We start from the raw sequence: 17,730 nt of genomic DNA on the forward strand, positions 1-17,730 counted from the left end.
AAATCAAAAGTATTATTTATATAAAAGTAAAACTAAACAAGTAATGCAAGCTATAATCATACCTGGTGCGTTTCGCTTGGCTACTTCCATTGGTGATACGCCTGCTAAAGTAGCACAGATGATCAGTCCGCCGGCAATCGGCGACATAGTCCGCCCCAAGGCGCCGCCAATCGCTGCCATACTGCCCATATCGAGCGGTGACAGACCAAACTGAGCGGCGTGAACAGTAACTGCTTTATTGAAGGCAACGGCTGATGCATCGCCAGAACCACACATAATACCAAGCAAGAAGGGTCCTAACGCGGAGCAAATTTTGGCAATGGCTGGATTAGAAATCATTGCATTTGTTAAAGCCTTAATCAGCCCAATTGCCTGCATCCCGCCAACAAACACGAGCGAGCAGATAATAATGCCAAATACATGACCAAAGGAATCGCCCACACCGTGCCAAAATTCTTTCGAAATTTTTGCCGGACTAACGCGTGTTACGAAGAAAGCGCAAAATACGCCGATAATCATCGCATGGGAAATACCTAGTGGTTTAAAGGCTGCTACAATTCCCATATTTCCTAATAATAGAATTGCTAAGGGAACGACAGGAACGATCGCTCTTAAAAAGCTCACTTTAAAATCTGCATTAGCCGTCATCGCAGCTACAGCTGCTTCATTTTCATGGCCTTTCGCTTCCTTAAATAATAAAGCGTAGGCAAGTAAACTAAAGGCGCCAATCACACCGCAGATGAGCAATGGCATAAAATGATTTGCTACCACTTCCATATTCGTAGCTTTCGCCACATCAGCCACAATCGCGACCTGAGCATAACCTGGATTAAAAATTGCGCCATAAGTTCCCGCGTAAATCGCCGCCCCAGCAATCGCTGGATGAATTCCTGCGGCAATCATCAGCGGGATTAAAATCGAGCCAACGGCAGCCGAGCAGCCCGCGGAACTGGTAATCGAAATATTAATAAAGAAAGTTACAAGTGTTGCACCCGGAATTAAAAAGGGGCCAACTCGCTTTAAGCCTTTAGCTAATAAATAAATCAGATGTTTATCACACCCTGTTACTTTCATGACCATGGCAAAGCCCATGACCGCAATAATAGATTCAAACAACTTATTTTCCTTCATTGCATGGGAAAAAGCTTCAAATGCGGCAAAGGGAGTCCCCGCAATAATCGCCATAAGAAGACCAGCACAAAACAAAACCATTCTCGTTTCTACTTGTTTAATTAACAAATAAATCGTAACAATAACAATAATAGCCCCAATCGCTACTAACACAAAATTTCCTCCTTCTACTTGTAAACTCATTTTTTCACTGGCTTAACCTGGTCTTTGTTTGGTAACTATTTTCAGCCCCCTCTATTAAGGTATACGGTATACCATAAAAAATCAATCTTTTTTTATATAAACTAGCAAAAAAATTCTGCCTTTATTCTCTTGGCAGAGATTTTTGCATTTTACCGTACGTATGAATTAATTGACGGCAAGCTCGCTCAATATGGGCTTTAACCAGTTGTTCCGTCTTCTCGATGTCGCGATTTTTTACGGCTTCCAGGATTTCCTTGTGCTCCTCAATCGCCTCTTTACGCCGACTTTCGTCCACAAGATTCATTTTACGAAAACGCCGAATTGATTCCTGCAGTGTTACGATAAACCCCTGGAGTCTAGGCATTTTGCCTGCCTTCATCATGATCTCATCAAACTTCTCCAAGGATTTTATGACCGAAGCAACATCATCAGCTAAAGAACTTTCCTCGGTTTCTTTCACTATTTTTTGCAAATTCGAAAGATCCTCTTCAGAAAGATTGGGAATCGCTGTTTTAAAGGCAAGGGTTTCTAAGGCTTGGCGAATTGAGTAAATTTCTACAATATCTTTTAAATCAATTCCCTTAATTACAACACCTTTACGGGGAATATATTCCAACAAATTTTCCATTTCCAGTTTTCGAATTGCCTCACGAACCGGCGTCCGACTTGCGCCGAATTGCTCCGCAAAGGTCCTCTCGACAATGCGTTCTCCTGGTAAAAGGTCGCCATCAAGAATGGCATTGCGCAAATATTCGTAAACAATATCGCGGATTGGTCGAACATTGGCTATTTCATGGGAAATACCTTGATTGTCTAGTGGTTTCAACTTGTAGTCTCCTTATAGTGCAAACAGTAAGAGTAACTCGCTTCACTCCTACTTGTATTTTCGCTTTATTCAGAAAAAACATCTTATGGTATTCTGTATTCCAGTAATTATATATTATCCGCATTTATGAAAAATCCTGCTTGAAAGAATAGAAATTTTCAACTATATATTTCATTCTAAAGAATTATCTTTATTCAGTGTTCACAGTATTTTCAGTTTTTTGTAATGAAAAGAAGGAGCTATTGCTTAATGCAATAGCTTCTCCTATTTCAACCATTTCGTACAAAAACTTATTTTTCTACAGGACGACGGATGACATCGATAATCGTACCATCGCGATATTCTACCACACCGACAACATCATCAGTGACTTCAATTTCTTCCGGTTTGCCTGCCAATTCATAAGCTTTCGCCTGCAATTCCTCAATGGAAACAATCGGCAGCGGCGCATGTTTCAGCTGATCCACTAGATCTGGGCGTTTCGGATTTACAGCAATCCCTCGTTCCGTGACGATTACGTCTACCGTTTCCCCGGGCGTTACGACGGTCTGCACGGATTCTTTAACCATCGGCAGACGGCCACGCAACAGCGGTGCTACAACGATTGACATTTTAGCGCCAGCCGCTGTATCGCTATGACCGCCTGAGGCGCCCATAATAACACCATTCGAGTCAGTAATTACATTGACGTTAAAGTCCACGTCTACTTCCGTGGCGCTTAAAATGACTACATCAAGATTATTCACAATCGGGCCGCCATTATGCGGATTCGCATAGTACGACGCCGACATTTCTACATGGTTCAGGTTTTTCTTAATCGATTCGATAGCCGGAATATCAAAGCTCTGCACATCGAACATCATTTTAAAGAGGCCTTCTTCCATCATTTCCGCAAATACGCCAGTCATACCGCCAACGCCAAAGCTGCCGACAATCCCTTGCTCTTGCATTTTGCTCTTGATGAAGCGGCCTACAGCCATGGACGCACCGCCACTGCCCAGCTGTACGGAAAAATCATTTTTCAGATAGCCGGAGTGTTCAATAATGCCTGCTGCATACTGCGCAATCAACAGTTCTTTCGGATCTTTCGTATAACGAAGCGCGCCGGAAGCGATTCCCGCAGCATCACCGATGCTGTCTACTTCTACGATGTAATCAATCTGCGTTTGGGGAATGCTGATCGGGAACAATGGATGATCCACTAGATGATCTGTAATCGCTACAACTTGATCGGCAAAAGCAGCATCTTGAATGGCATAGCCTAAAGAACCGCAGGCTGACTGGCCCTGTGTACCGTTAATGTTGCCAAAACGGTCACAGGCTGGTGCGCCAAGGAACGCTACATCAATATGAATATCGCCGCTTTCAATCGCTCTGGCGCGACCGCCATGAGAACGAATATGGAGCGGTTTTTTCAGGTTTTTGTGGCCTGCTGTTAAGAATCTTCCCAGCTTGCCGCGGGCGCCGCTTGTTTCAATGGCCGTAATAACACCTTGTTCAATGAATGGAATAATGGCGTCATTGACCGTACTCAAAGAGCTGGGCGACAAAGTAATATCTTTGATGCCTTTTTTAGCAATGGCTTCCACTACGCGATTTAAAATCTTATCGCCGTTACGGAAATGATGATGGAAAGAAATCGTCATACCGTCTTTTAAGCCTACTGCATCAATCGCGGCTTCAATGGACGCTAAAATTTTATTACTGCGCGGCGTCACGCTTCTCAGCTTCGGACCGCGTACAGAACCGGAAAGTTGTCTGGCAAACGGTCCTGCATAAAGTTCAAATGTATCAAATCCAGCAATTACACTGGGAATTTCTCTGCCTATTGCATTTTTCATTACGCTTTGCCTCCTTGTCCGGCCGCAGCCTGGGCATAAGCGAGCGTCCGCTCGGCTCTGGCTACAATCGGTAAGTCAATCATTTTACCATTGAGCGAAATTACGCCGGAATTCTTGGCGAGCGCTTCTTCATAAGCGGCAAGAACCCGCTCTGCATAATCAATTTCTTTTTCTGTCGGCGTAAAGAATTGATGCACAATCGGAACTTGACGCGGATTGATGACCGATTTGCCGTCAAAACCCAATTCTTTAATGAGCTGCAGCTCATTTTTAAAGCCTTCTTCATTATTCACATCAGAGTACACGGTATCAATGCACTGAATCCCAGCTTCACGCGCGGCAAGAATCAGTTGGCCGCGAGCCACTACCAGTTCTCGACCGGAAGCGCTGCGGGATGTTTTTAAATTGGCAATAAAGTCTTCCGCGCCAATGGCAATGGCCACCATACGCGGGCTAGCCGAAGCAATATCATAGGCATTGCGCAAACCGCGCGGCGTTTCAATCGCTGCCATCATCCGAATTGAGCCAGGTTTAAAGCCATGTTTTTCTTCGGCTTTCGTAATAAATGCATCAATTTGCTTAATTTCGTCAGCGTCTTGCGCCATAGGCAGACGAATCAAATCAGGTTTTGCTCCCAAAATCAGTTCCAGGTCATCCCAGCCGTAAGGCGTCGAAATATGATTAATACGGACAGCGACTTCCGTTTGATAATTCATTTCTTTAATGGCATGGTACACTAAATTACGTGCCGAATCTTTTTCCGCAATGGAGACTGCGTCTTCACAATCAAGAATAATCGTATCGGCGCCATAAATATCAGCATTTTGCAGCATTCCTGGATTATTGCCAGGGACAAACATCATTGTTCTTCTCAGTTTTTCCACTATTCGCACCTCACTTCATTGCTCTATTAAGAGCTGTTTTCAGTCGTGCCCGTATTGTGCAATCCAAAGCGCCTTTATCACTGGCTTTAATGATTGCTTCTGTAACACCATTTTCGGCAAGTACGGCTTCAATAACCGCTTTGATCTGTTTACCATACTGTTTCAATACCGGACTGGTCAGTTCAATTGCGAGACCTGCTCCTGCCGTCGCCGGAGCTACCGTGATATAAATATCATTGGACTCCATTGTGCCGGCAACTGCCATTTGTACAATTTGACTCACTTCGATCCCTCCACATATTTCTTTTGCTTAACTTGGTAACTTATTTTTAGCCTGACAAAAACATTCCCTAAAAACTTCGAAAACTTTGTTGTTCTAGTCAGCTAAACAGCAAAATAAATTCACATCAGTATACAGTATACCAAATTCTCAATTAAATTTTTACTATTTTTCGTAGATTTTACATAATATTTATGATTTTTTTTGAAATAACTGATATAAAAACCAGGTTACAGCCAGTAAATCAGCGGCTCCGCCTGGGCTAATATTTTTATTCACAAACAGATCTTCCATTGCTTGGTATTGCACTTTTCCCGCTTCGGTTGCCAGACCGCCCGCTGTAAAAATCGGTTCAACCTGCTCTTTCACCCAACAGCGCATAACCTCCGGTGAATGACGGTTCATCACCGTCGTGTCATCGACACAAGTCATCAAGCAAAGCAACGTTTCGCCTAGGGCGTCATTGAGCGATAACCCCTTGTCCAAAGACTGCTCTAGTTGCGGCATCGCATGATACTTGATCGCCGGTAATCCGGCCTCCATTTCACCGCGAATTCCCGCCACCTGATACTCTTTATAGAGCCGTTCGCCAGCTGTAAGCTGTTCATCAGGCCGCGTAGTTCTTCCAGCCAGTTCCTTCGCCACGAGCCCTTGGGTCATAGCGGCAACAGCGTCATAAAGGAACTCCTTACAGTTTTTGCCTTGTCGCTGCAGATAACCGGCGGCGGCGGCAACAATCCCCAATGAAAAAATCAAACCTTTTTGCGTATTTACACCCTGAGTAGCTTGAAACATGGCTTGTTCCGCCTCAATACCAATAATACGCAATACCGGTAACAACTGCGAAAGTTCACCGGGGAATTGCCAGCCGGCTTCGGCGAAACGAGTCATATGCGGAGCTAAGGCCGCACTACTGGCCATAAAGGTATAAAAATCCATATCTTGGTGTGCACCGCTATGATAACGATTCACCAAACCTGGCGATGGAGTGCATGATACCTCATACAACATTGCTTCTACTGCTAAGGCGCCAATTCCAGCAGTTTGAGCGCGATATTGCTTCGAACGCTCCGCTAGAAAAGCATAGAGAAGTTTTTCCACACCTTGTTGAATTTCAGCTTGACTATGCCTGGCCTCGCGCATACAGAAAAGAGCCGGTTCGTCGCAAACAAAGCAGCGTCTAAGACCACGTTGTTCCCGCGCTGACAGCAATTCTCCCTCGGCTGTAAAAACGTCAATATCGAGCAACCGTCCAAAAGAACTCGCCCCTTCAATGGCAGTGCAAATTTCTTTCACGCTAGCCCCTGGCGCATCAACAGAGAGTAAGGCTTCAGGTCCTGTTGTTAAATAGACCGTCTCAGCCGCAAGTACTGGCGCTTGTTCGGTGACCTTCGCTACAGCAAAGTCCAGAAGCTCTTTACTATACCAGCTATCTTTTATTGAACCAGGCATATTGATCGTAATGCTCACAAGTGTTTTCTGCCAACGATCAATCCAGAAAAGCTGGCGATTATAACGATTTTCTTTGGCCAGAAGCATGGCCTCTAGATTAGTTGTTGTTCCTGTACTCAATGTCATCGAATCTGATAGCGATGAATCGGACGACCTAATGGCAAATAGTCCAATATCATGCTAACCCTTCCTTCCTGCACAAAATATTCAAGATAGCGCCGTGCTGTAACACGGGAAATCCCTACTTTTTCAGCCACATCTTCGGCTGATTGGGGTTCATGCTGACTGATCAAAAATTCTTCAATAGATTTTAATGTCTGTTGCTGCAAATTTTTCGGCAGCAACACATCTTTCCCGATCACTTTCGGCACTAAAAATTTGTCCAGTTCTTTTTGACTAAAAGCCTGTTTGCCCTGTACAGATATCTGAAAATCGCGATAAGATTCCAAGGCCGTTCGAAAGCGTTCAAATTTGAAAGGTTTGATTAAATAATCGACAACACCAGAGCGAATAATTTTGCTAATGGTATCACCATCACTAGCAGCGGTAATTAAGATTACATCAACAGGAACCTCCTGTTTGCGAATCAAGGTCAATACTTCTATGCCATCAATATGAGGCATATATACATCAAGCAGAATCAAATCCGGTTTTTCTGCGGCAATCATGTCTAAAGCCTGCTTCCCGTCGCTGGCAATCCCGACAATGGCAAACCCCTCTACCGCTTCGGTAAAACGTCGATTAATATCGGCAACAAGCGGATCATCTTCTACTATAAGAACTTTTAATGCATTCATCATTTCACCCTATCCCGCCGGAATATTCAAAGCAAATAATACCCCACCTTGCGGGAGATTGCAATAAGAAATTCGGCCGCCATGAATCAAGACCTTTTCCTGTACTAAGGCTAGACCTAAGCCGCGACCTTTCCCTTTTGTCGAAATACCTCGCGCAAAAATACTGTCGCCTAATTCTGCGGCTATGGCCGGACCACTATTTTCCACTTCAATAATAAGTCCTGCTGGTACTTCAAAAATCTTCACGCGTACCCTTTTTTCTATTGTTTCACTGACAGCTTCAAAGGCATTTTCAATGAGATTGCCTAGAATAATAACAAGATCGCCACTGGTCAAATTACCGGGCAGATTGCCTAATAACGTTGCGTCATCAATAACTAGCGAAATTCCTAGTTCTTGTGCTCTGCTGCACTTACCTAAAAGCAAACCAAAAGTTACAGAGTCTTTGATTTGACCACGTAGTTTTTCAAAATCGCCCTCTTGATTGGACGTATTTTCTACGATAAAGTCAACGGCTTGATCGTAGAAACCAAGTTGAACTAAGCCAGCTACAGTATGCATTTTATTTTTAAACTCATGGTTTTGCGCTCTCAGTACGTCAACAAGACGATGAATCCCAGTCATCTCTTCGGCTAAGCGCGACATTTCGGTACGATCGCGAAAGGTAAATACAGCGCCGACAACTTGTCCTTCTACCCAAATCGGCACACTATTGCCGACAATGATGCTATCATTAACGCGATACTCTTCATTGTACATAGCCTGACCGGTTTGGATCACGTCTTGTAAATGATGGCGCGATAGGAGTCTATCGAAAGCCATTCCCTGGCTTTGTTCGCGTGAAACAGCAAAGGTCACAGCTGCTTCTTCATTCATAAGTGTAATTTCCAAATGACGATTTACCGATATAAGCCCTTCATGAACAGCCGACAATGTGGCTTCGCGTTCTTGCATAAGCCCGGCAATCTGATAAGGCTCTAAGCCATAAATCGTCTGTTTGATCTTTTTGGAAAGCCAGATGGATCCAATCACACTTAAAAGCAAAGCGGCAATAATGCCTGGCAACAGTTTATCAATATCTTGGGCGATTTCTTCATGAATATCCGATAAGGCAAACCCGATAGAAATAAAACCGATTTGTCGTCCCTGTTGATTAAAAATTGGCACATTGGCCCGCAGAGATGATTCGAGTGTGCCTTTTCCCAAATACACATAATCCTCGCCATGAAGAACCGGTTCACGATATAAATCAGTGAGCGGCGTTCCAACTAGCTCAGGAATCGGATGAGTAATACGAATCTGATCCATATTGCCAATTACAATAAAAGCTGCGCCGGTAGTCGTGCGCCACCGCTCGACAAAAGGCTGTAAATACGCCGATGGATTCTCTGATTCCATCCCTTGAATCACCCTGCTATCCTGCGCCAATAAATGGCCTAGGTCCAGGGCTTGCTCTACTCTTTCTTGCTGCACCTGCTGCTGAATACTGGAGACCGTAAAATATCCAGCCATTAATAGCACCAAGCAGACAAGCGAAATGGTGAGTAGCATAATATGGTATTGAATCGGCAAGCGATGTAAAAAACGCAAAATAACATTCCACTTCCTCGCTATCATTTCCCTACCTATTGTTCGCTACTCACCATGAAAAATCCTATTTTACCAGAAACCAAGAACCTTCCACCAAATACCGCCAACGCCAAGCCAAACAACAATATGGACAACAGACATTATAAAGCCCATTTTCCACCATTCTTTTTGATCAACATAGCCAGCACCAAAGTAAATCGGCGCCGGACCTGTACCAAAATGGGTCAGACAACCGCAGACATTGGCCATGAACGCAATTGCCAATACAGTAACCATAACGGGAGCGCCTGCCGCCACAGCTACAGCAACAAGAGCCGCATACATAGCTGTTACGTGCGCCGTCATACTTGCAAAGGCATAATGAGAATAGAGATAAGTCAAGGCAGCTACCACAAGGGCAACGATCCAGTTCGTTCCGGCTAAGCCGTGGGCTACACCTTTAGCAAACCAAGCAATAAATCCGCCTGAATTCAAGAAGCCAGCCAAACCAACAACAGCGCCAACCCAAACGAGCGAATCCCAAGCTTTACTTTCTTCAATAACCTGTTTCCATTTCAATACTTCGGTAGCAAGCAAAATACAAATTCCTAAGAGCGCAACTGTCGTGGCTTCCATGTGCGTAAAGCTGGAAGTTGCCCACAATACCAGCGCCATAATGAATACGCCAAGCATAATTTTTTCCTGAATCGTCATAGGACCCATGTTAATCAGTTCCTGACGAGCAAACTCTTTTGCTTCCGGCGTCTTTTTCAGTTCAGGCGGACACATTTTATAAATGACTAACGGTACTACAATAAGACCGACAACGCCAGGAACAACAGCAGCCAAGAACCAGGTTCCCCAGGTTACGTTGACGCCGACTGTCTTTTTGGCCAGTTCCATCGCCAAGGGATTTGCAGCCATTGCCGTAAGGAACATGGCTGATACAACAATATCAACATGGAACATAGCCAGCATCAAAAAGTTACCAAGCCGTTTTGACGTTGGTCCCGGCTGCGAGTTAAAGGATGCACAGAGACTTGATACAATTGGAAATAGCACGCCGCCGGCGCGGGCCGTATTGGATGGCGTAGCTGGTCCAATAATTACATCACTTAACGTCAACGAATAGGCTAATTTCAAGGTACTGTCACCAAAAGAACGAGTAATGACAAAAGCAATTCTTTGGCCAAGACCTGTTAAAATAAAGCCGCGAGCAAATAAGAAAGCTGATACAATGAGCCATACAGTACTATTAGAGAAAACGGATAATGCCTGATTTAAAGTTAATACTCCTGAAAGTACGGCAACCATCAAACTGATCAAAGCAATTGCGCCATTGGCAATTGGCTGCAGGATAAAACCAACTACAGTGGACATAAAGATAGCAAATAAATGCCAGGCTTGCGGCTTCAATCCTTCTGGCGTCGGGGTGAGCCAGATCAGAACAAGGGGAAGCAACGTAATAATTGAATTTCTAATTTTTTTGTTCATAAGAACCTCCTTTTACTTAACTAAGTATTCTGCCTATTTCGCCTATTAGAAAAATATCATTTTTTCTGAGATTCGAAAAGGTTTTGGTCATATTGTTCATAAAAAAACAGTCCCAATATACAGGACTGGTCCAAAGCTTAAATAAAACTTGTCTAGTCACATTTGCGTAGCAATTGCCTTTAGCGCAACAATAGAGAGCCTAGATCGCCTACAGATGTTGCCAGTGTTTTGGCTCCTGCCGCTTCTAACTCAGCTCTGTCGCCAAAACCATAGAGCACACCGATCGCAGCAATCCCCATTTTCTGCGCACCAGCAATGTCATAGCGACGGTCGCCCACCATCACGGCCTGTGCTTTCGCTTCAGGCGGTAACGTTTCCAAAACAGCGGCAATTACATCGGCCTTATGGATCCGACTGCCGTCAAGCTCACTGCCGACAACGGCAGTAAAATAGGAAGTTAAAGAAAAATAGTCAATAATCTGCTTGGCAAAGTACGTTGGCTTGGATGTAGCTACATATAGTTTTTTCCCCTTAGCTTGCAATGCTTCTAATAAGGCCGGAATGCCGGGATAAACAGCATTTTCATACATTCCTTGCTGAGAAAAATACTCGCGGTAGTAGGCGACAGCTTGCTCAGCTTTCGCCTCGCTAAACTGATAGTAAGTACAAAAAGACTCTACTAGCGGCGGCCCCACAAAGGGAATTAAATCATCTAGGTCGGCTACAGAAATTTGAAATTTTTCTAAAGCATAAGCCACCGACTTCGTTATGCCTTCTTTGGAGTCGGTCAATGTTCCATCTAAATCAAAGAAAATATAATCATACATAAAAAGCACCCTTTCTTTAATACCAGCGCACCGCTAATAGGCCCAAGTATTCTTTTAAAGCTAACGATAAGTTACTGAGTGCATCGGCGTCAGGCCATAGACTACGAAAGTCGAAATGAAGCTGGCGGTTTGTCAGGTAATCCGTCGGAAAAGGCGTTACCGTAATCCCCTGCTTCGTAAACTGGCTGACAGACCGTGGCATATGAAAGGCCGAAGTAACAAGAATCGGCGCCGAAAAACCTCTTGACGCTAATACGTCTTTCGTAAATAAAGCATTTTCTGTTGTATTGATACTGGCATTTTCTAAAATAATCTGATTCTGAGGCACACCAAGCCGTAGCAAAATATCACGAGCTATTTCCGCTTCGCGCCCAGTCGTAGCAAATACGCGCCCGCCTGACACAATAATCGGTACATGAAGCTGTTCATAAAGCTGAACTGCCGTGAGCAGACGATTGGCTGCATACCCGGATAAGTGACCTTGTGTGGTAAAATTAGGCGTATCAAAGGTAGCCCCGCCGCCCAGTATAATAATTACATCGCCGCGGGGATTATCAGGCGGTATATACTGCGATTCTAGCCCCCTGATAACAGAACCGGAAACTAACGGAGTCGTAGCAAAATAAAAACAGCAGGTTAAGATAGCAATATAATGGCGATAAGGAGCTTGCCGCCGATAAAGCCGCAGTGTCAGAAACAGTAGCGCCAAAACAAAAATCCCCGGCGGTAGCAGTACTGTAGTATAGAAAAATTTGATAAAATAGAACATAGCTTCACCTGCTTTATGAACGTCTCTTGTCATCTATCATATCATTAATTGGCGCTATTTACTAAACTTTGTGCAATAAGAAGGGATTCTATGCTTACGTCTTATCAAACAATTTTAACAGTCTGCGAAGCGCAGTATGAAATTCAAAAATCATTGTTCATTGCCCATGCCGCCCCGGCTCCTAGCGAGGCGGCAGCTCAAGAATACATTCACAGTCTGAAAAAACGCTATTATGACGCTACTCATAACTGCTCGGCCTATTCCATCGGACTTGATGACGAACAGCAAAAAGCAGATGATGACGGTGAACCGTCAGGCACAGCGGGACGACCGATTCTCGAGGTAATTAAGAAAAATAACATGAAAAATATTGTTGTTGTCGTAACCCGCTATTTCGGCGGCATTAAACTTGGCGCCGGTGGCTTGGTCCGGGCTTACAGCAAAAGTGCCGCTCTTGCCCTGCAGTCAGCCCCAATCACGACCTATATTTTAAGTGAAACCTATAAAATTTACGTAGATTACCTGTATCAAGGCCCGTTGGAAAATCAGTTGTTTCATGCCGCGTTTCCCATTACCGATAAAACCTTTCAAGAACAAGCCTGCTTTTTCGTAAATATTTTGCCGGAACAAAAAGATCGACTGCTGCAGCTTGTCAATGAAAGCACACGCGGTACAGCCGTTTTGGAAGCTTGCGGCAGCGGTTATGTGGAAAAAAGCTGTTAAACTAGTTGTTAAACCGGCTGAAAAGCTAATAAAAATTAAAAGCTGTTTTGCTAAGAAATTTCTTAACAAAACAGCTTTTTCTGTATACACCGATCTTTTACAGTTAGTCATGATTTTTCAAAAAACCAGCTCGGCGTAATATGCCAGCAAGAGATCGGCCACATAGAGGAATTCGTTGAATTTCCGTTTCTTCCACACAGCGAAACCAAATAATAAACAGACCATAGACGAGGGCTCCCACTGCCGAAGACAGCAGCGTAGCGATAACATTATTACCTAACTCATGCCACAAAAAGCCGTAAGATAAGTAAATCATGCCTCCCATAAAGAGAGCGGATAGCGTGATCCGTTTCGTATCTTTTAAATTCAAACTACAGCCTGTATAGTGCTGCACATAGGCTAAATTTAGGGAAGCAGCAATCCCCACATCAGCCACTGTAGCCCAAGATGCGCCTAAAATTCCTAAAGAAGGAATAGCCGTCAGCACCCAGTTTAATAAAACTTTAATGGCTGCGGCAATAATCATGTTGATTACGGGAATATAAGTGTGACCAAGTCCTTGCAATACCCCAGTGGTCACTTGATGAATTCCTAACAGGAACACAGAAACAGCCAAAACTTCTAAGGGACCGCCCACTTTTTCCGTACCATAAAGCATCGTCGATAAGGGATAAGCCAACAGGGCTAATCCAATAAAGCCAGGAATCGTAATTAAGTTGGACAGTCGCATGGCTGAGCGAATTCGTTGTTGAATCTTGGCTGTATCTTTTAGGGTATACGCTTCAGAAATAGCTGGTACAAGGCTAATGGCTAGCGAAGCCGTCAAGATCGTCAATAAATTAATCAGGGGAACCGCCATACCTGTTAAGTACCCGAACAATTCGGTTGCCTGCTCTACCGTATAGCCAGCAACCTCTAGCCGCATTGGCACAATCATCAAATCAAGATTGGAAACAATCGGCAGCATGATACTGGCAAAAGACACAGGCAATGCCAAAGTGATAAGCCGTTTCATAATTTGCATACTTGACTGAACCGGTACATCGGCTTGCCGTTCCTGGCCTTGTTGCTGTGACGTTTTTCGATTCATGCGCCAAGAATAGACTAATAAAACAATCAAAGCGGAAAAAGCAGCAGGCGCCGCCCCAAAACTAGCGCCAGCCGCGCCAAATTCAATGCCCCGTGGCAACAGCAAAGAGGCGAAAATGATCATGGTCGCTACCCGGACAAGTTGCTCGATGATCTGGGAAACGGCCGGTGGCGTCATTTGCTGCAACCCTTGAAAATGACCGCGGTAACTAGCCAAAATCGTAACAAAAAAAACGGCCGGCGCCAAGGCCAAAATTGCATAGTAAGCTCTCGCATCACGGACTATATGAAAATCAATAAGCCAACGAGCGCCAAAATATAACAGGAGACTAAAACAGACGCCTGTCACCACCATGAGTTTTAAGGATGTGTGAAAGACTTTTTTAGCACCTCGATAATCATACAAGGCGAGCCTTTCGGCTGTCATAATGGAAATCGCTGTTGGTACGCCAGCTGACGAAACACTGAGCGCCAATAAATACAGAGGAAATGCCATCATATAAAGTCCAATGCCTTCGCCGCCAATAACCCGTGATAAAATAAACCAGTTAATGGATCCAATAATCTTAACGACGATCCCGGCAATGGTTAAAATTAAGGCCCCTTGCAAAAAAGTATCTTTTTTAGCGGCCGGTTTTTCATGCTGATTTGTTGTCATTATCTTCCCTATCCCATGGTACATTTTCTTAATAAGACTCGATTGTATTCGCCCTTTGCCGTAGGCAATCCTGCTTCTTAGCAAATCATGCCGACAAAAAAGCAGTAATCTCTGCCTCTTGAATTATAATATTTCCCTTTGGTAAAGTTCCTAATCGAAAATATGGCAAAAGTTTCACAGCACTGATCGGCTCTGCCCGTTCGCGCCAGCCTGCCAAATAGGCTAAATAGCCAATAATTGCTTCGCTTGTGACGCCGCGCTGCTTCAGTTCAGCCAACGATAAATCGTTGTGCCGTTTTGATAAACGCGCGCCGTCATCGCCGCAAAGCAGCGGTACATGAATAAATTCTGGCGTCTTAAACCCGAGCAAACGATACAAATAAATTTGCCTTGCTGTAGAATCAAGTAAATCAGCGCCTCTAACGATATGACTGATCCCCATAAGTGCATCGTCAATAACGACAGCAAGCTGATAGGCAAACACACCATCAGAGCGACGTAAAATAAAATCCCCCACAGAAAGCGCTACATTTTCGGCGATAGCGCCGTAAAGGCCATCAGTAAAACGAATGGTCTCATCAGACACTTGCAGTCGCAGCGCCGGTCTCCGACCACTAGCTAACCGCGCCTGCCGCTCTTGTTCACTCAATTGGCGGCAGGTGCCGCGGTAAATACTATAGGCTTCGCCAACATGGGGCGCCCCTGCCAAAGAATGGAGTTCCTGGCGCGAACAAAAGCAGGGGTAAAGCAGCCCTCGTTCCTGTAATTTTTGCAAATAAAACTGATAAATCGCCTGACGTTCACTTTGTCTGTAAGTATGCTGAGGTTTTTCTTTTCCCGGGCCTTCGTCGTAATCAAGACCAAGCCAAGCCAAATCAGCGATCAGCTGTTTCGTATACTCTTCCTTGGAACGGTCAGGATCTAAATCCTCGATCCGCAAAATCATCCGGCCTGACTGGCTGCGAATATATAGCCAGGAAAGCAGCGCTGTCCACACATTGCCGAGATGCATCGATCCTGTCGGGCTGGGAGCAAAACGACCGCAAGGTGTTATTTTCCGTTCCATGGAGTAGTTGCCGCTGCCTCAATTAAGGCCTTGACATAGTCGGCCGCTAAAAATAACTCTGTGGTTTCAATAAATTCTTCGGTCGTGTGAACCTTAGACATGCCCACACCGAGAACAACACAAGGTACGCCATAAACATTAAAATAATTGGCATCACTGCCGCCGCCTGTCGCGCCTAGTTTCGGCTCTAAGGCAAGCGCTTTTGCCGCGGTCACGGCAATTGCCACTACGGGAGCATCGTCAGCCAACACGAAAGCGTCATAAGCGCGTTCCACTTTGACCTCAGCCCGACCGCCGCCGGCTTGTGCTACAGTTATAAAAGTTTCTTTCATATGAGCTACTTGTTTAGCCAATTTTTCGCTGTTGCGGCTGCGGGCCTCACATTTGATTTCCACTTGATCAGGAACAATATTTGTTGCTACGCCACCGCTGATTTTACCAATATTGGCGGTTGTCTCCGCGTCAATCCGGCCTTGTTCGATGGCGGCAAGAGCTTTTCCTGCCAAAACAATGGCATTAAGACCGGATTCTGGCGCCAAACCAGCATGGGCCGTCTTACCATAGATAGTAACATCAATCTGATCCTGCCCTGGAGCTGCCGTAATAATTTCGCCTACAGGGCCGCCGCCATCTAGAGCATAGCCAAAATCAGCTTTCGCTAACAGCGTTTTGTCAATATGGCGCGCGCCTTTCAGTCCGCCTTCTTCGGCGACAGTGAAAACAATCAAAACATCGCCATGGTCAAGCTTTGCTTCTTGTAACGAACGTAGCCCCTCTAAGATCGCCGCTACGCCAGCTTTATCATCAGAACCTAAAATGGTATTGCCTGCCGAACGAATTACGCCGTCAGCTAAGACTGGTTCAATGCCGCTACAAGGCTCTACACAATCAAGGTGAGCAGTGAGCATCACTGTTGGAGCACCTTGTTTCGTACCGGGAAGCAAAGCAATCACATTGCCTGTATTGCCGCCAAACTGTTCGCCTGCTTGATCTTCCGTCACCGTACAGCCTAAAGCTTTTAACTTTTCTGTTACAAAGTCAGCCGCCTGACGTTCCTTCCCTGTCGAACAGGGGAGTTTGACTAAATCAAAAAACTCCTGCAACATTCTGTCTTTATTCATAAAATCGTCTCCTTTGTCCTAGCCAAACCCCAATTAATTATTTAGATTTTTCGCCAAAGCATCTAATTCCTTCGACATGGCGCTCGCTTGTTCAATCGCCGTGGCTGTATTCGTAATTGCTTCAGCGACCTGGCTAATCACTTGTTCAATATTGTGAATCTGACCTTGCATCTGCGCGCTATCATTTTGAATGGCTGCAATAATTTCATTAATTTTTTTCGTGGAATCGGCGCTTCCTTGCGCCAATTTGCGAATTTCTTCTGCCACAACGCCAAAACCGCGGCCTTGCTCGCCGACTCGCGCGGCTTCTATGGCAGCGTTCAATCCCAGCAAATTTGTCTGGCCCGCTAAATTACGAATTACGCTGATAACATGGTCCGTTTCCTTAACCCTCGCGGCAGAAGACTCCGAAGCACTGACTAAATTATGACTTACAGCCGCAATTTCTTCCGATTGCGCTGAAATTTCCTGCGTCGTACTTGCTAATTTTAACATGCTAGCATTTAAAGAGTCAGCTATTTTCTGCAAACTTTCCTGCTTATCAACGCAATGCTGCGTACTTACTGCACCGATGAGTTGCTGCGCTTCATTATAAAGAGGAATCGCCACAGCAATATAAGGTACGCCAAAAAGTTCTGGTCCAAAGCGTCTGACGATCTGTTTTCTTTCTTTCATAGCCACATCAACACAGCTTCCCGGACGCACTGCATCACCTGGTTTCACGCCATGATTCAAAGCCTTGCCCGCTTTATAAAAAACATATTTTTCTTTGTCTGTAAGACTTACACTCACGTCATCTAAGGATAAATCGCTAAAGAGGTTAAGCACATATCGAAAATGTTCAAAAATATCTTCGTTGCTTGCCATAAAATACCGTCCTCCTTTTCTCTTGACTTAAAAGTTTTCGACTTCACGTAAAGATTTCCCTTCTCTAAAGCCCATAAAGCCGAAAGAGTTTCCGACAAAATCGGCCTTATTACATTGTATTCTTCTTTTATCTTTGCTATAGTGTTAACCAAT

16 protein-coding genes are annotated in these 17,730 nt (G+C 44.7%); 1 reads left to right on the top strand and 15 read right to left on the bottom strand.

Features of this window, described 5'->3' with window-relative positions; all coding sequences use genetic code 11:
- Window positions 1-12 precede the first annotated feature (12 nt).
- From dcuC to AC0MXB_RS12345, 11 genes are all read right to left on the bottom strand, one after another.
- Window positions 13-1,284 carry a C4-dicarboxylate transporter DcuC gene (gene dcuC / locus AC0MXB_RS12295; RefSeq protein ID WP_474039976.1) on the bottom strand — a complete coding sequence of 424 codons (1,272 nt, stop codon included), beginning with the start codon at window positions 1,282-1,284 and terminating at the stop codon, window positions 13-15.
- Between the two features lie 151 nt (window positions 1,285-1,435).
- Window positions 1,436-2,140, bottom strand: a complete 705-nt coding sequence (locus tag AC0MXB_RS12300) for a GntR family transcriptional regulator (RefSeq protein ID WP_474039977.1) — start codon at window positions 2,138-2,140, stop codon at window positions 1,436-1,438.
- A gap of 290 nt (window positions 2,141-2,430) precedes the next feature.
- A complete protein-coding gene (gene citF / locus AC0MXB_RS12305) occupies window positions 2,431-3,981 on the bottom strand; it encodes a citrate lyase subunit alpha (protein WP_474039978.1) in 1,551 nt (516 codons plus the stop codon).
- Complete coding sequence (locus tag AC0MXB_RS12310; RefSeq protein WP_474039979.1) at window positions 3,981-4,865, bottom strand: aldolase/citrate lyase family protein; 885 nt, start codon at window positions 4,863-4,865, stop codon at window positions 3,981-3,983. Before AC0MXB_RS12310 ends, citF begins: the two co-directional genes overlap by 1 nt.
- A 10-nt stretch (window positions 4,866-4,875) precedes the next feature.
- On the bottom strand, window positions 4,876-5,148 hold the full coding sequence (gene citD / locus AC0MXB_RS12315; protein WP_474039806.1) for a citrate lyase acyl carrier protein: 273 nt from the start codon (window positions 5,146-5,148) through the stop codon (window positions 4,876-4,878).
- Between the two features lie 189 nt (window positions 5,149-5,337).
- Window positions 5,338-6,723: a triphosphoribosyl-dephospho-CoA synthase CitG gene (gene citG / locus AC0MXB_RS12320; protein WP_474039980.1), complete on the bottom strand. Its 1,386-nt coding sequence runs from the start codon at window positions 6,721-6,723 to the stop codon at window positions 5,338-5,340.
- Entirely contained in the window at window positions 6,720-7,397 is a 678-nt protein-coding gene (locus tag AC0MXB_RS12325) for a response regulator (RefSeq protein ID WP_474039981.1), read from the bottom strand. The genes citG and AC0MXB_RS12325 overlap by 4 nt, the downstream gene beginning before the upstream one ends.
- Before the next feature lie 6 nt (window positions 7,398-7,403).
- Window positions 7,404-8,984: an ATP-binding protein gene (locus AC0MXB_RS12330; protein WP_474039982.1), complete on the bottom strand. Its 1,581-nt coding sequence runs from the start codon at window positions 8,982-8,984 to the stop codon at window positions 7,404-7,406.
- A 69-nt stretch (window positions 8,985-9,053) separates the two neighbouring features.
- Window positions 9,054-10,457 carry a DASS family sodium-coupled anion symporter gene (locus AC0MXB_RS12335; RefSeq protein ID WP_474039983.1) on the bottom strand — a complete coding sequence of 468 codons (1,404 nt, stop codon included), beginning with the start codon at window positions 10,455-10,457 and terminating at the stop codon, window positions 9,054-9,056.
- A 179-nt stretch (window positions 10,458-10,636) separates the two neighbouring features.
- Window positions 10,637-11,284 carry an HAD family hydrolase gene (locus AC0MXB_RS12340; protein ID WP_474039984.1) on the bottom strand — a complete coding sequence of 216 codons (648 nt, stop codon included), beginning with the start codon at window positions 11,282-11,284 and terminating at the stop codon, window positions 10,637-10,639.
- Window positions 11,285-11,300: 16 nt separating this feature from the next.
- Window positions 11,301-12,053 (bottom strand): YdcF family protein, encoded by a 753-nt coding sequence (locus AC0MXB_RS12345; protein WP_474039985.1) that lies wholly within the window; start codon window positions 12,051-12,053, stop codon window positions 11,301-11,303.
- Window positions 12,054-12,143: 90 nt separating this feature from the next.
- Here AC0MXB_RS12345 and AC0MXB_RS12350 point away from each other — a divergent pair, with 90 nt between their 5' ends.
- Window positions 12,144-12,776, top strand: coding sequence for a YigZ family protein (locus tag AC0MXB_RS12350; RefSeq protein WP_474039986.1), 633 nt, complete (start codon window positions 12,144-12,146; stop codon window positions 12,774-12,776).
- Window positions 12,777-12,879: 103 nt separating this feature from the next.
- On the opposite strand, the gene AC0MXB_RS12355 is transcribed toward AC0MXB_RS12350, so the two are convergent.
- From AC0MXB_RS12355 to AC0MXB_RS12370, 4 genes are all read right to left on the bottom strand, one after another.
- A complete protein-coding gene (locus AC0MXB_RS12355) occupies window positions 12,880-14,523 on the bottom strand; it encodes a putative polysaccharide biosynthesis protein (RefSeq protein WP_474039987.1) in 1,644 nt (547 codons plus the stop codon).
- Window positions 14,524-14,608: 85 nt separating this feature from the next.
- Window positions 14,609-15,589: a tRNA glutamyl-Q(34) synthetase GluQRS gene (gene gluQRS, locus AC0MXB_RS12360; protein ID WP_474039988.1), complete on the bottom strand. Its 981-nt coding sequence runs from the start codon at window positions 15,587-15,589 to the stop codon at window positions 14,609-14,611.
- Window positions 15,574-16,710: a M20/M25/M40 family metallo-hydrolase gene (locus tag AC0MXB_RS12365; protein WP_474039989.1), complete on the bottom strand. Its 1,137-nt coding sequence runs from the start codon at window positions 16,708-16,710 to the stop codon at window positions 15,574-15,576. The genes gluQRS and AC0MXB_RS12365 overlap by 16 nt, the downstream gene beginning before the upstream one ends.
- A 33-nt stretch (window positions 16,711-16,743) precedes the next feature.
- Window positions 16,744-17,577, bottom strand: a complete 834-nt coding sequence (locus AC0MXB_RS12370) for a methyl-accepting chemotaxis protein (protein ID WP_474039990.1) — start codon at window positions 17,575-17,577, stop codon at window positions 16,744-16,746.
- Between the last annotated feature and the right edge of the window lie 153 nt (window positions 17,578-17,730).

The organism is Pelorhabdus sp. sgz311001 (genome assembly GCF_055901755.1).